The following is a 13,715-nucleotide window of genomic DNA, read 5'->3' as shown; positions in this document are numbered from 1 at the left end:
AAGCTGCCGCCCCGGGCCGGAGAATGGCGGTCACCGCTGGACAGTTTGCCCACCCCCACGGGCACCGCCCCACCACCCCCACCCACGGACGGAGCAGCAGCCGTGCAGACGCCGAACGACGCCATCGACCAGCTCGACGGCAAGCTGATCAGGCTCCTCAGCGAGGAGCCGAGGATCGGGGTGCTGGAGTGCTCCCGCCGCCTCCAGGTGGCCCGCGGCACCGTGCAGGCCCGGCTCGACCGCCTGCAGTCCCGGGGCGTGATCGGCGGCTTCGGCCCGCAGGTGGACCCGGCGGCGATCGGCTATCCGGTGACGGCCTTCGCCACCCTGGAGATCTCCCAGGGCCAGGGGGTGGACGTGCGGGCGCACCTGACCTCGGTCCCGGAGGTGCTGGAGCTGCACACCATCACCGGGCAGGGCGACATGCTGGTGCGGATCGTGGCCCGCTCGAACGCCGACCTCCAACGGGTGATCGACCGGGTGGTGGGCTTCGACGGGATCGTCCGGGCCTCCACCGCGATCGCGCTGGAGAATCCCGTACCGTTCCGGGTGCTGCCGCTGGTCGACCAGGCGGCACGCGAACAGACCGCCCGCGAGCAGGCCGCCCGGGAGCAGGCGAGTCAAGATCGACTCCATGACACCCGCACCGGCGCCTGAGCGCCGCAACCCTGACCTTCCGTCACCTGACCTGCCGTCACTTGACGCCCCGTCATTCGACCGCCCGCCGCCCGGCCGCCCGTCGCCGGAGCGCTCCTCGCCGGAGCGCCAACCGCCGCCGACCCTGATCGCCTCCGCGCAGCGGGCGCTGCGCCTGCTGGAGGCGGTGGCCCGCTACCCGCGCGGCGCCACCGCCAAGCAGCTGGCCCGGGACACCGGGCTGGCCCTCGGCACCGCGTACCACCTGCTCCGCACGCTGGTGCACGACCGCTACCTGGAGCGCCTGGAGGGCCGGTACCTGACCGGCCCCGCGGTGGCCGGGCTCTGCCGGGAGGAGGGCCCGGCGGCCGGGCGACGGCGCCTGGAGCGGATGCTGCGCCGCCTGAGCGACGAACTGGGCGCGGCCGTCTACCTCTCCCGCCACCTGCGCGGCGAGGTGGTGCTGGTCGCCTCGCACGCCGCGCCCGGGGCGCCGACGGTGGACCTCTCCGGGTTCCGGGCGGGCGCGCACGCCACCTCGGCGGGCAAGACGCTGCTGGCGCTGATGTCGGCCGAGGAGCGGCGGGCCCACCTGGCCCGGTACCCGATGGTGCCGTTCACCCCGTACACGCTGCGCGACCCGTCCCGGCTGCCGCTGCTGCCCCGGCAGGGTCCGCAGCGGGCGGCGCCGATCACGCAGTACCAGGAGTTCGCCCTGGGGGCGGCCGGGGCGGCGGTGCCGATCGTGATGGGCAGCGGGCTGGCCGCCTTCTCCGTCACCCTGCCGATGGCCCAGGCGCACCGTTTACCGCAGATCGCGGCCCAGCTGCGGTCCCGCCTGACGGACGACCTCGCGGCGGCGGCCTTCGGACTCTGACGCCCCCGGGAAAAGACCTCCCCGGGAACCGCCCTCCACCACACCACGGGGCGGACCCACGGGTGCCCGCGTCAGCAGGCGGGCACCGCACCGCCCTCGTTCAGCGCGGTGAGCGCGGCGACGGATCCGGCCAGGGTCTCCACCGGCACCAGCCGCAGCCCGGCCGGCAGGTTCACCTTGGCCTCGGAGCACTCGCTCCTGGGGACCAGGAAGACGGTCGCCCCGTCCCGGGCCGCGGCCTGGGTCTTCAGCGGCACCCCGCCGACCGCGCCGACGTTGCCCTGGTCGTCGATGGTCCCGGTGCCGGCGACCACGCGGCCCCCGGTCAGGTCACCGCCCTTGCCGTCACCGGCCAGCTTGTCCACGATGCCGAGCGCGATCAGCTGCCCGGCGCTCGGCCCGCCGACCGCGCCCAGGTCGACCTTCACCTTGACCTGGGCCGGCGAGAGCTTGAGGTAGTTCAGGGCGGCGGTGGTGGCGCTGTCCTGGGAGTCCGTCATCTGTTCGGCCGTCACCTGCTCGGCCTTCTCCGGGTCCGTGTCCGGGTAGACGGCCTCGGAGGGCAGCACGGCCTCGTCCGGGTCGAGCCAGGCGCTCAGCGCCTCGGCCAGGCTGAGCCGCTCGCCGGGGTTGGTGGCCGAGATGGTCACCATCCGCAGCTGCCCGCTGGTGGTCCGCACCGGCGCCCCGGTGACGGTCAGCACCGGCCGGTCCTGGTAGGAGCCGAGCACGTCCGCGGTGTCGCCGGGCATGGTGAGCGTGTAGGGCAGCGGCACGAAGGCGGCCGTCCCGAACAGCGCCGCGACCAGCACCCCGCACAGGGTCAGCGCACGGGCCCGCGGCCCGGGCAGCCGGCGGGCGCGGGGGGCCGGGGACGGGTTCTGGTCGGGCACACCGAGATCGGACACACCGTGATCGTACGGGGTCGCCTCCGCCGCCGGGCCCACCGCCGGGCGTTCGGCGGCGGGGTGTCAGGGCGGCACGTGCGGTGGCGGGGCGTCAGGGCGGCGCGAGCGGCGGCGGGCCGTCGGCGCAGGGCGTTCAGCGCAGGGCGTCGGCCACCTCGGTGGCGGCCTCCACCACCCGCGGGCCGACCCGCTCGGGCACCAGGCCGTTGAGCATCACCACGCCGACGCTGCCCTCGATGCCGCTGAGGCCGATCAGCGCGGCGGCGGCGCCGCTGGCGCCGGACTGCTCCTCGGCGCGGGTGATCACGAAGCCCTGGTCGGGGCGGCGCTGGCCGGGGAAGTTGCGGGCCTCCAGGATGGCGCGGCCGGCCGCGCTCTCGTCCAGCGGGTGGCGCAGGCCGGTGCGGTAGGCGACGTGGAAGTCGGTCCAGCTGGGCTCGACCACGGCGACCGCGAGCGCCTCCGCGCCGTCCACCAGGGTCAGGTGGGCGGTGGCGCCGAGGTCCTCGGCCAGGCTGCGCAGCGCGGGCAGCGCGGCCTCGCGCAGCAGCGGGTGGACCCGGTGCGCGAGCCGGAGCACGCCGAGGCCGACCCGTGCCCGGCCGCCGATGTCGCGACGGACCAGTCCGTGCTGCTCCAGGGTGGCCAGCAGGCGGTAGACGACGGTCCGGTTGACGGCCAGCCGTGCCGCCAACTCGGTCACGGTCAGGCCGCGTTCGGAGTCGGCGAGCAGCTTGAGGACCCGGACACCACGGTCCAGGGTCTGGGAGGTCTCGGCAGTCACGACGCGCATTCCTTTCTGCGGCGGTCACCTGGCTCCGGGCAGGGGGAACCGGAGCCGGAGACCGGGGTGTCGCGCGCAGGTGGGGGTTTTCCGCGCTGAGGCGGTGCGTCGGCTCCTTCGACGAACGCACAGCCTTGCGGTGCGCCCGTCCCGACCGCGGGTGGTCGTTCGAGAGAGCGTGGGGAGAAAGTAGTGAACGGAGACCGCACAGCGGAAGGCCTTGTCCAAAATTCGGTCAACATCCGTTATCGAACGCGCGCCAAAAGCGGACATCAAGCCCATTTCCCAAGGGCAAATCAGTCGTGCGTTCGAAGGAATTCCGGAGTCCGGACACGGGCGGTGTGAACGGACGGTGTGAACGGACTCCGGACGGGGGCCGTCAGTTGGCCCACTCCTTGACCTTGGCGATCCGGGCCTTCAGCTGGTTGGCGGTGGCCTGGGCGGTGAGCGGACCGCCGCACTGGCGGCGCAGCTCGTTGTGGATGGTGCCGTGCGGCTGGTTGGTCCGGTGGTGCCAGGCGGCCACCAGGCCGTTCAGCTCCTTGCGCAGGTCGCGCAGCTCCTGATGGGTCACCACCGGACGCTGCTCGGCCGGGAGTTCGAGCAGGTCGGCTTCCTCGGCCGGCTTGCCCTTGGAGCGCTGGATCTGCCGGGTCTGGCGCTTCTGCAGCAGCATCTGCACCTGGTCCGGCTCCAGCAGGCCCGGGATGCCGAGGTAGTCCTCCTCCTCCTCGCTGCCCGGGTGCGCCTGCATCCCGAACTCCATGGAGTTGTAGAGCACCCGGTCGAAGACCGCGTCCGAGCCGATCGCCTCGTAGCTGAACTCGTCGCCGCCCGCGCCGTCCGGGCCGTCGTCGGCCCGCTCGGCCTCGGCGAGCAGCCGGTCCTCCTCGTCGAAGAGGCCCTCGCCCTCCTTCTTCGGACGGTCCAGCACGTGGTCGCGCTGGAGCTCCATCTCGTTGGCGAAGCCGAGCAGGGTGGGCACGGTGGGGAGGAAGACCGAGGCGGTCTCGCCGCGCTTGCGGGCGCGCACGAAGCGGCCGACGGCCTGGGCGAAGAACAGCGGGGTGGAGATCGAGGTGGCGTACACCCCCACGCAGAGCCGGGGCACGTCGACGCCCTCGGACACCATCCGGACCGCGACCATCCAGCGCGAGGTGCCGGCCGCGTAGTCGGAGATCCGCTGGGAGGCCTCGGTCTCGTCCGAGAGCACCAGGGTGACCTTCTCCCCGCTGATCTCGCGCAGGATCTTTGCGTAGGCCCGGGCCACGTTCTGGTCGGTGGCGATCACCAGGCCGCCGGCGTCCGGGATGGCCTTGCGGACCTCGCTGAGGCGCTTGTCGGCGGCCTGCAGCACGCTCGGGATCCACTCGCCCTGCGGGGCCAGCGCGGTCCGCCAGGCCTGGGCGATCAGGTCCTTGGTCATCGGCTCGCCGAGCCGCGCCTCCAGCTCGTCGCCGGACTTGGTCCGCCAGCGCATGTTGCCGCTGTAGGACAGGAAGATCACCGGGCGGACGACGTGGTCGGCCAGCGCGTGCCCGTAGCCGTAGGTGTAGTCGGCCACCGACTTGCGCAGGCCGTCGGTGTCCACGCCGTACTGGACGAAGGGGATCGGGTTGGTGTCGGAGCGGAACGGCGTCCCGGTCAGCGCGAGGCGCCGGGTGGCCGGTTCGAAGGCCTCGAAGCAGGCCTCGCCCCAGGACTTGGAGTCACCGGCGTGGTGGATCTCGTCCATGATGACCAGGGTCTTGCGGGCCTCGGTCCGGTTGCGGTGCAGCATCGGGTTGACGCCCACGCCCGCGTAGGTGACCACGATGCCGTGGTACTCCTTCGACAGCGGGCCAGAGGAGTACGCCGGGTCGAGCTTGATCCCTATCCGCCCGGCCGCCTCCGCCCACTGCTTCTTCAGGTGCTCGGTCGGCGCGACCACGGTGATCTGCTGCACCAGGTGGTTGTGCAGCAGGTACGAGGCCAGGGTCAGGGCGAAGGTGGTCTTGCCGGCGCCGGGGGTGGCGACCGCGAGGAAGTCCCGCGGCTGGTTCTCGACGTACTTGTCCAGCGCACCCTGCTGCCAGGCCCGGAGCTTGCCCGCGGTGCCGTAGGCGGCACGGCTGGGGAAGGCCGGGGACAGGTGGTGCGAGCCCGCGTGGGCGGCCTTCGCCGCGGTGTGCGGCTGGGCGTCCGAGAAGAGCGGGGTCATGGCGGAGCTGGCGGCAGTACTCACGGTCTCCGAGGGGGGATCGTCGCAGGTCAGGGCCGTTGTGGCAGGCCCGATCCACGGTGGGACGGCGGTCGGACAACCCGCCTAGCCTACCGGGGCCCGGCCGGGAGGGCGGCCCGACACGGGCGCCGCGCGGGTGCCCCCGGGGCCCTGGTCAGCGGCTTCCGCGGGCCCCTTCCGGGGCCTCCCGGGGAGCCCCGCCCTGTGACGCGGATCACCCGTTTCCCCCACCCGAGTCGCGTAAGCCCCGGGCGCCCCACCCGTCTCACCGGTGTGGCCCCGAACGAACGGGTCCGCACGCACCGCCACCGGGAGGCACCCATGTCCGTCGTCGAGCAGGTCGTCCAGGCCCACCTCATCGTCAGCGCGCACCGCTCGGCCCCGCTCCGGGTCACCCTGCGCTACCGGGCCTGCGACCCGCTGGCCGTGCGGATGGGCTTCCCCGCCGAGTTCGCCCTGGACGGCGAGCCCGTCCCGGACGGCGTCCCGGAGATCACCTGGGTGTTCGCCCGGGAGCTGCTCGCGGGCGGGGTGGACCAGCCCTGCGGCCAGGGCGACGTGCACGTCCGCCCCTCCTCCCCCCGGCACACCCTGGTGGAGCTGCGCTCCCCCGAGGGCACCGCACTGGTCCGCTTCCCCGCCCCGGAGCTGCGCCGCTTCCTGTGGCGCAGCCACGCCCTGGTGGCGGCCGGCCAGGAGCACCTCCACCTGGACGCCGACCGGGCGCTGGCCGAGCTGCTCCGGTGATCCGGCGGGGCCTCAGGAGGAGAGCTTGCGCATCAGGCGCACCCCCTGAGCGGGCGTCAGGTGCGGCAGGTACGCCTTGCCGATCGCCCGGCTGATGCTGGCCAGCGCCGCCGGGTCGGGGTACACCATGTACATCGGGCGGTACTCGGGCTGGAACTTCGCCTTGAAGGCCAGCAGCGAGCGGAAGCCGTACACCGGCTCCATCGACCGGCCCAGCCAGTCCATCAGCCGGTCCAGCGCCGTCGGCTGCCCGCCCCGCTCGACCCGGGCCAGCGGGGCGCCGGACAGGCTGAGCCACTCGGCGCCCTCCTCCTTGAAGCCCAGCGCGGCCGAGGCGATCAGGAACTCCATCACGCCCCGGAAGCCCTCCGAGCGGCGGCGCATGAAGTCCAGCGTCCAGCCGACCGGCACGCCGTCCCGGTACACCGGCATCCAGCTGGTGAGCCCGTGCACGGTGCGGTCCCCGTCCACCGCGACCAGGATCCGCACCGCCGGGTCGGCCAGCTCGTCCAGCCCGCCGAGGGTGAAGCCCATCTCGGGCAGGCCCTTGTCCGAGACCCACTCCTCGGAGATCGAGCGGATCTGGTCCTTCACCGCGATCGGGGCGTCCGCCCAGCTCCACCACTCGGCGGTGATGCCCTGTTTGGCGGCCTTGTTCAGCGAGGTCCTGATGTCCTGCCACTTCTTGCCGGTGAAGGCCAGGTCGGGCAGCGGCACCACGGTGTCCTCGGCCACCTGGAGCGAGCGCCAGCCGAGCCGCTCGGCCTCCTGCTGGACCTGCGGGGTGACGCTGTAGAAGCACGGGGTCCAGCCGCGCTCGTCGCAGTACCGGGCGAACCCGGCCACCGCCCGCTCCCGGGCCGCCGGCTCCCCGAACGGGTCGCCCGTGGTCAGCGCCACGGTGGCCAGCACCCGGTACGCCACCGCCGCCTCGCCCCGCTCGTCGAACCAGTAGTGGTTGCCGTCCCAGGTGGTGATGAAGGACAGCGTCGAACCGCCGTACCTGGTCAGCAGCTCCCGGGCCCGGGCCGCGTCCTCGGCGTCCACGTGCACCACCGGGCGGCGGAAGGCCAGCAGCAGCGCCGTCAGCGCCACCGCCCAGAACAGCACCCCGCACCAGATCTGGGTGGCCTGCGCCGTCCCGCCCGCCGCGATCGGGTAGTCCGGCACCAGCGCGTTGTAGGCCGGCGGCAGCAGCTCCGAGGGCAGGCCGGCCACCAGCTGCCCGAAGGTGGCGTCCGGCTCGTACTGGTCCCGCACCAGCCAGCCGATCCCGACGTACGCGCCGCAGCTGAGCAGCAGCGTCGCGCCGACCACCGCCCCCAGCCGGCGCACCACCCGGCCCGGCAGCAGCTGGTCGAAGCGCTGACGGGTGATCAGCAGCAGTACCAGGACCAGCACCGGGAGCAGCATCGCCTCGCCCATCAGCTGGATCAGGAAGCCCGCGCCGCCGGTCCGCGCGAACTCGTCGTAGTTGTCCACCAGCAGCCAGACCAGCAGGCCGGCCCAGGCCAGCTCGGTCACCACCGTCAGCCACCAGGCCAGCCGCAGTCCCCGGCGCAGCCCCTCCGCCAGCACCAGCAGCAGGGCCGGGACCAGGGCCGCCATCAGGCGCCCGGGCGAGTCGAAGAACCGCAGGGTGGAGTGCGCGGCGGCGCAGGCCCGGGCCGACTCGTCACAGGCGTCGGCCACCTCCTCGGCCGAGGGCACGTGCGAGAAGTAGAGCTCGCTCATGGTGTTGAACGGCCCGATCGCGTCCTTGTACAGCGAGGCCACCAGCGGGCCGACCGCGGTGGCCACCAGGCAGAGCGCGACCAGCACCCGGGCCTCGGTGTGCGAGACCCCGCGCGGGCGGGCCGGGCCCCGGTGGAACAGCAGCGCCCCCAGCAGCAGACCGACCAGCACCGCCGCCACCCGGCGCACGCCCTCCAGGTGCCCGATGTAGAGCATGGTGACCACCGGCATCAGCACCACCAGCAGCCGCAGCCGGCGCCGCCAGAGCGCGGTCAGCCGGTAGCTGAGCACCGCCGCCAGGCCGAGCAGCCCGGGCGCCGGGCCGACCGCGATCTGGTCCTGGACCGCCTGCGTCCAGTTCAGGTCCGCCGCCACCCCGAGCCGCACCAGGGCCACCCCGAGCAGCGAGCCCAGCACCTGGCAGACCGTCAGCGCCAGTGCGCTGCGCGCCGCGCCGAGGCGCTGCTCCGCGACCGGGCCGACCAGCAGCAGGACGAGGGTGGTCACCACGTACGCGCCGATGCCCGGCATCCACAGCAGCGAGCTCAGCGGGGTCCACCAGCGCCCGGCCTCCAGGGTCGGCAGGCCGACCCCGACCCGCTCCAGCAGCGGCTGGTCCGGCCCGGCGCCGAGGCTGCCGGTGGCCGCGCCGACCACCCACAGCGCGATGAACAGCACCAGGGTCAGCGGGGCGGTGCGCACCCGGGCCGCCAGCACGGCCGCCATCCGCAGCCGGCGGTGCCGCTCGGGGGCCGGGGTGGTGGGCGCCCCGGCGGCGGGCGGGGGATCGGTCGTCGCATCGGTCATCGGATCAGTCCCGTCGTCCGGGCCAGCCAGGTCAGGTTGTCGCCGAGCCCGGCCCGGAAGGTGTTCCAGTCGTGGCCGCCCGGGACGGTCTGGAAGTGCGCCCGCATCCCGGCCGCGACCGCCGCCTGGTACACCACCTTCTGCTGCGGCCCGTACTCCCCGTCGCCCTCGCCGACCACGAAGGCGGCGTCGGTGTCGGGGAAGCGCTGACGGGCCATCACGTGCAGCGGGTCGACCGCGTCGAAGGCCGCCTCGTCACCGCCGAAGGCCTCCTCCACGGTCTTGTCGTGGCTGCCCAGGGTCGGCTCCTGCTGGCCCGAGATGTCCAGGAAGGAGCCGTAGACCTGGGGTGCGTTGACCGCCAGCTGGAGCGCGCAGGTGCCGCCCAGCGAGAGCCCGCCGATCGAGGTGGCGGTGCGGCCGGTGGCGGTCTGCAGGTGCGCGTGGATCCAGTCCGGAACGTCCTCGGCGAGGTAGGTCTGGGACTGGGCGATCCGGGAGTTCATGCAGAGCGTGTTGGCCCACTGGGAGCCGATCTGGTCCACCACCACCACGATCGGGGCCAGGCCCTGGTGCGCGGCGGCGAAGGCGTCCATCTGCTCGGGCAGCTGACCGGAGTTCACCCAGTCCCCCGGCGAACCGGGCTGACCGGCCATCAGCACCAGCACCGGCAGCAGCGGCCGCGGGTCGGCCTGGTAGGCGGGCGGCAGGTAGACGTACGCGTCCCGGCCCTTGAAGCCGGACTTGGTGCCGGGCACCGGCGCGGTGGAGACGGTGCCCTTGGCCGGCAGCCCGGCCGGGGCGTGCCAGACCTCGGAGAGCACCTTGCCCGGTGGCACCTGCACGGTCCGGACCCTGCCGGTGGTCAGTGCGTCGGTCTTGCCGATCCACGGCGCCAGCAGCACCCGCAGGGTCGGGTACTGGTCGAACTCCCGGTTGATCTGCGAGGAGGACATCAGCACCACCAGGGCCGCGGCCAGCGCGGCCACCGCCCGTCCGCGCCAGCGCAACGGCGGCATCCGGAACAGGGCCAGGCAGACGCCCAGGATCCCCACCCCGGTCCAGACCAGCGTCGGCCGCGGCAGGCCGTCCGGCAGCGGCTGCCACCAGTCGTCCACCACGTACTTCAGCAGCACCGTCAGGGCGGCGGCGGTCACCACCGCGCACGGGAAGCGCCGGGTCCACCAGCCGCGGCCCCGCGACACCGCCAGTCCGAGCAGCGCGGCGCACCCCGCCACCAGCACCAGGTAGGGGATCACCCCCGTGGTCAGGCTCCAGTCCAGCGGGTTCCAGGCCGCGATCGTCATGCCGCTCTTCTCCTCCGTCCTTCCGTCCCTCGGTGGCCCGCCGGCTGACGCGCGGTCAGGCGGCGGCTCCGCGCGCGCTGCGCACCAGGTGGGCGAAGACCACCACGTTGGCCTCCCAGCCGCGGGCCGCCGAGTAGTCGCCCCCGCAGGTGATCAGGCGCAGCTGGGAGTCCCTGCCCTGGCCGTACACCCGGGTGTCCGGGAAGTCCCGCTTCGCGAAGCTCTCCACCGCGTCCACCACGAACCAGCCGGTGCCGCGGTCCTCGCCGTCCACCGCGACCTGGTCGCCCTTGTGCAGCGAGCCGAGCCGGTAGAAGACCGCCGGGCCCTCCGCAGTGTCGACGTGCCCGGCCACGATGGCGGTTCCGCGCTGACCTGGGGTGATTCCCTCGCGGTACCAGCCCGCGAGGTTCCGTTCCTTCTCCGCCGGGGGCTCCAGCCTTCCGCCGCCGTCCAGTCCCAGCCCGGTCACCGGGGCGTCCACGCCGATCGCCGGGATCCTGATCCGGGTCGGCACCGCGCGCTCCCTCGGCGGCACCAGCAGCGCGGCCGAGGTCGCCCCGTCCATCGCCTGCGCCGCCCCCGGAGCCGGCGGCAGCACGATCCCCCCGCCGCCCAGCAGCCACGCCCCCACCACCAGCGCACCCCCGGCCGCCACCGCCCCGGGCCACGGTCCCGACACCAGCTGGCGCGCCACCCGCACTCCCTCGCTCCGCCCGACTCACGACCCCGCCAGTCAACCGGCCATCCGCCCCGCCCACCCGCTGTGAGCTACTGAACGGGTGACCGCGCGACGCTCCGCAGGGGGCTGCGCCCCGCAGGGGCGCGAGGAACTGCGCGCAGGGGAACGGCAGCACCTGCAACTGGCTGACGGTGATTCAGTTGCAGGTGAGCCGCCTTCCGACCCGCGCAGTTCCTCGCGCCCCCGGCATCACCCCGTACGTTCCGCGCGCCCCGGCGTCACGTTCTGCGCGCCCCAGGGTCACGTTCTGCGCGCCCCGGCGTCACGTTCGGCCGCGTCCACCGGCCCGGGCGCCCCGGAGGCGACGGCGGGTCAGCAGGCCCTCCCCGGCCAGGCCGGCGGCCAGGATCGCGGGGAGTTCGGAGGACTTCTCGTACAGCAGGAAGCGCGCCCGCCGGGCGGGCCGGAAGCGCGCGGCGGCCCGGTGCCGCTCGTCCAGGCGCCACCAGCGGCCGAGCAGGCGGAGCACCGCCAACCGGGCCCCCGGGGCCATGGTGAAGTTCAGCGAGAGCCGCCGCAGGCCGAACTCACCGGCCCGCAGCAGCACTTCGGTGAGCAGGTGGGAGACCAGCCCGTCGTCCGACTCGCGGTCGCGGCGGATCAGGTCCAGCGCCAGCCCGTCCGCGCCCCAGGGCACCAGGCTGACCAGCGCGCAGACCCGCCCCCGCTCGTCCAGCGCCTGGGCCAGCAGGCAGTCCCCGTCCGCCGGGTCGCCGAACCGCCCGAGGGTCAGCACGAAGTCCCGGACGTCCCGGCCGTGCCGCCAGGCGTCGGCCAGCCGCACCAGTTCGGCCACCTCCTCCTCGGGGACGTCCCGGTGACGCCGGATCACCGCCCGGTACCCGGCGGCGGTGACCCGGGCCCGGACCGCCCGCAGCTCGGGCCCGGGCGCGAAGCCGGCCGCCGTGACCACGCCCTCGTCGCCGTACTCCAGGGCCCGCAGCCCCTCCGCCCGGTACGCCTCGCTCCCCCGCCCGCCCGGCCCGATCACGGCGGGCACCCAGCCGGCCTCCCGGACCCGTTCACGCCAGGCCGACACCGCCCCGCCCCAGGCCCCGGGGTCGCCGACCGGATCCCCGGCGGCGAAGGAGACCCCGTTGAGCACCCGGTGGACCACCGCGGCCCGCCCGTCCGGCGCCCAGCAGACGGCGCGGTCCCGACGGAGCGCCAGGTAGCCGAGCGGGTCCCGCTCCCCGTACCGGGCCAGCAGGGCGCGCAGCCGCTCCTCGTCCGGCGGCTCCAGCCGCTCGGTGCCGCGCGGGGAGCGGAACAGCATCCGCACCGCGAACAGCAGCACACCGGCGCCGAGCACGTTGAGCAGCAGGTCCAGCCAGCCGGGCACGGTCAGGTCGGTGTACTCGACCAGCCCGGCCATGGTGACCAGCCGCAGCGCGACGTACTGGGCGCAGTCGCCCCAGCCGGGGTGCTCGCCCTCGTCCGCCAGCCGCAGCAGCACCGTGCCCAGGCCCGTCATCAGGGCGCCGCCGCCGAGCAGCACGGTGAGCCCGGCGGCCAGGTTGCCCCGGTCGCCCCGGGCCCGGAAGGCCGGGCGGGCGGCCAGCAGAGCGAGCAGCAGGGCGGTGGTGAGACCGGCCGAGACCCAGTTGAAGGGGTGGGCGCGGTCCTCCGGCAGCGCGGCCAGGGCCAGCGCGCAGAGGGCCGCGTACCCGGCCACCACCACGGTGGTGACCAGCCAGGCGGCCCGCTTGCGGCGGCGGACCATCACCGCGAGCAGGCCGGCGAAGAGCGCGGCGGTGAAGCCGGCGGTCAGCAGCACCGGGGTGAAGTACTCACCGCTGTTGGCCCGCTGGACCCGGTCCCGGAACGGGGCGATCAGGCCGGCCACCAGGTTCAGCAGGGTGGCCACCCGCAGGTACCACTCGACGGCGGTCGCGCAGCGCCGCCGCCAGCGGGGCAGCGGCCGGGGCAGCGGCCGGGACACCGGCTCACGGGCCGTCACCTCCGCTGCGGGGGACGGCGGTCCGGGGGCGGGCGCGGGCACGGCTGCGACCTCCGTCACCGCCGGGCTGGGGTCCGGAGCGCCCGCCAGCACGTCGTAGAAGGAGGTCTTGGCCGCCACCACCCGGCGGTGGAAGCGCTCCTCCCGCCGCTCCGCCCGGGCCAGCCGCCGCGGCCTGGCGTGGTAGCGCCAGCGTGCCCACGGGCTGGCCGGGCGGGCCAGCCGGAGCATCCCGACCACCGCCAGTGGCGGCACCATCACCCCGATCAGGCCGGTCCAGATCTTCCCCTTGAACAGGCAGACCAGCACCGGCACCAGCAGCAGCCCGGCCACCCCGACCTGACCGACGGTCAGCTTCCCGGAGAAGCCGCCGAGCGGCAGCTCGCCGAGCAGCAGCAGCCCGATCAGCGAGACCACCAGGATCACCGCGTCCACCGAGGCCCGGCCCTGCTCGCTCCAGTACACGTCCTGGAGGTGGAGGACCAGCGCGAACTCGTCGAGCACCAGTCCGCAGCCGATCCCGAAGCCGACCGCGAGCACGTTCCACAGCTGACCGCCGTCGCCGCGGACCGCGAAGGCGCCGACCCCGCAGACCACCATCAGGCCCTGGCCGAAGACCACGTGGTGGATGTGCAGGCCGCCGGGCGTGACGTTGCCGGGCCACCAGCTGGTGCCCCGGCGGATCATGCGGACGCTGAACCGGATGAACAGGAACGAGCCGATCAGACCGAGCAGCAGCAGGAAGAGCGGCTCCCGGCCGGTGTCGACGATCCGCTCCCGGTAGGCGTCGAGCAGCGACTGCCACATCGGCTGCTGCTCCTCCCTCCGGCCGGGCGGGGTCACCCCCATCTGACGGCCGGTCAGCGGGGCGCGCCACCCGGGTACTCCGCGCGGGTGAGCACGCCGTGCACGCCCGCAGGATCACCCGTGGTGCCCGCCCCGCCTTCCCCGTTTCGCGCCGGTCCGCATGGGAAGCTTTGGCCCGATCACCG

At 74.4% G+C, this 13,715-nt stretch carries 10 protein-coding genes; 3 read left to right on the top strand and 7 right to left on the bottom strand.

Annotated elements, in window-relative coordinates:
- Window positions 1-102 precede the first annotated feature (102 nt).
- Both ABD946_RS38540 and ABD946_RS38535 read left to right on the top strand, forming a co-directional pair.
- Entirely contained in the window at window positions 103-657 is a 555-nt protein-coding gene (locus ABD946_RS38540) for an Lrp/AsnC family transcriptional regulator (protein ID WP_345290398.1), read from the top strand.
- Window positions 635-1,513 (top strand): IclR family transcriptional regulator, encoded by an 879-nt coding sequence (locus ABD946_RS38535; RefSeq protein ID WP_345290397.1) that lies wholly within the window; start codon window positions 635-637, stop codon window positions 1,511-1,513. Before ABD946_RS38540 ends, ABD946_RS38535 begins: the two co-directional genes overlap by 23 nt.
- A 71-nt stretch (window positions 1,514-1,584) precedes the next feature.
- Here the strand turns inward: ABD946_RS38535 and ABD946_RS38530 are convergent, their stop codons facing one another.
- The 3 genes from ABD946_RS38530 to ABD946_RS38520 all read right to left on the bottom strand — a co-directional run bounded on the left by ABD946_RS38530 (window position 1,585) and on the right by ABD946_RS38520 (window position 5,405).
- Entirely contained in the window at window positions 1,585-2,364 is a 780-nt protein-coding gene (locus ABD946_RS38530) for a S16 family serine protease (protein ID WP_345290457.1), read from the bottom strand.
- 190 nt (window positions 2,365-2,554) lie between these two features.
- Window positions 2,555-3,205 carry an IclR family transcriptional regulator gene (locus ABD946_RS38525; RefSeq protein ID WP_345290396.1) on the bottom strand — a complete coding sequence of 217 codons (651 nt, stop codon included), beginning with the start codon at window positions 3,203-3,205 and terminating at the stop codon, window positions 2,555-2,557.
- A 379-nt stretch (window positions 3,206-3,584) separates the two neighbouring features.
- Entirely contained in the window at window positions 3,585-5,405 is a 1,821-nt protein-coding gene (locus tag ABD946_RS38520; RefSeq protein WP_345290456.1) for a DEAD/DEAH box helicase, read from the bottom strand.
- A 342-nt stretch (window positions 5,406-5,747) separates the two neighbouring features.
- Here ABD946_RS38520 and ABD946_RS38515 point away from each other — a divergent pair, with 342 nt between their 5' ends.
- A complete protein-coding gene (locus ABD946_RS38515) occupies window positions 5,748-6,173 on the top strand; it encodes an SsgA family sporulation/cell division regulator (RefSeq protein WP_345290395.1) in 426 nt (141 codons plus the stop codon).
- A 12-nt stretch (window positions 6,174-6,185) separates the two neighbouring features.
- Here ABD946_RS38515 and ABD946_RS38510 read toward each other — a convergent pair whose 3' ends face one another.
- The 4 genes from ABD946_RS38510 to ABD946_RS38495 all read right to left on the bottom strand — a co-directional run bounded on the left by ABD946_RS38510 (window position 6,186) and on the right by ABD946_RS38495 (window position 13,572).
- Window positions 6,186-8,714, bottom strand: a complete 2,529-nt coding sequence (locus ABD946_RS38510; protein WP_345290394.1) for a bifunctional lysylphosphatidylglycerol flippase/synthetase MprF — start codon at window positions 8,712-8,714, stop codon at window positions 6,186-6,188.
- Window positions 8,711-10,021: an alpha/beta hydrolase gene (locus ABD946_RS38505; RefSeq protein ID WP_345290393.1), complete on the bottom strand. Its 1,311-nt coding sequence runs from the start codon at window positions 10,019-10,021 to the stop codon at window positions 8,711-8,713. Before ABD946_RS38505 ends, ABD946_RS38510 begins: the two co-directional genes overlap by 4 nt.
- 55 nt (window positions 10,022-10,076) lie before the next feature.
- Window positions 10,077-10,718 (bottom strand): class F sortase, encoded by a 642-nt coding sequence (locus ABD946_RS38500; protein ID WP_345290392.1) that lies wholly within the window; start codon window positions 10,716-10,718, stop codon window positions 10,077-10,079.
- A 307-nt stretch (window positions 10,719-11,025) separates the two neighbouring features.
- Complete coding sequence (locus ABD946_RS38495; RefSeq protein ID WP_345290391.1) at window positions 11,026-13,572, bottom strand: phosphatidylglycerol lysyltransferase domain-containing protein; 2,547 nt, start codon at window positions 13,570-13,572, stop codon at window positions 11,026-11,028.
- Window positions 13,573-13,715 lie beyond the last annotated feature (143 nt).

This window comes from Kitasatospora albolonga, from assembly GCF_039535905.1.
In the GTDB taxonomy this organism is placed as follows: domain Bacteria; phylum Actinomycetota; class Actinomycetes; order Streptomycetales; family Streptomycetaceae; genus Kitasatospora; species Kitasatospora albolonga.
Note: the sequence above shows the minus strand (reverse complement) of the source record. Positions and strands in the feature narration are given on the sequence as shown.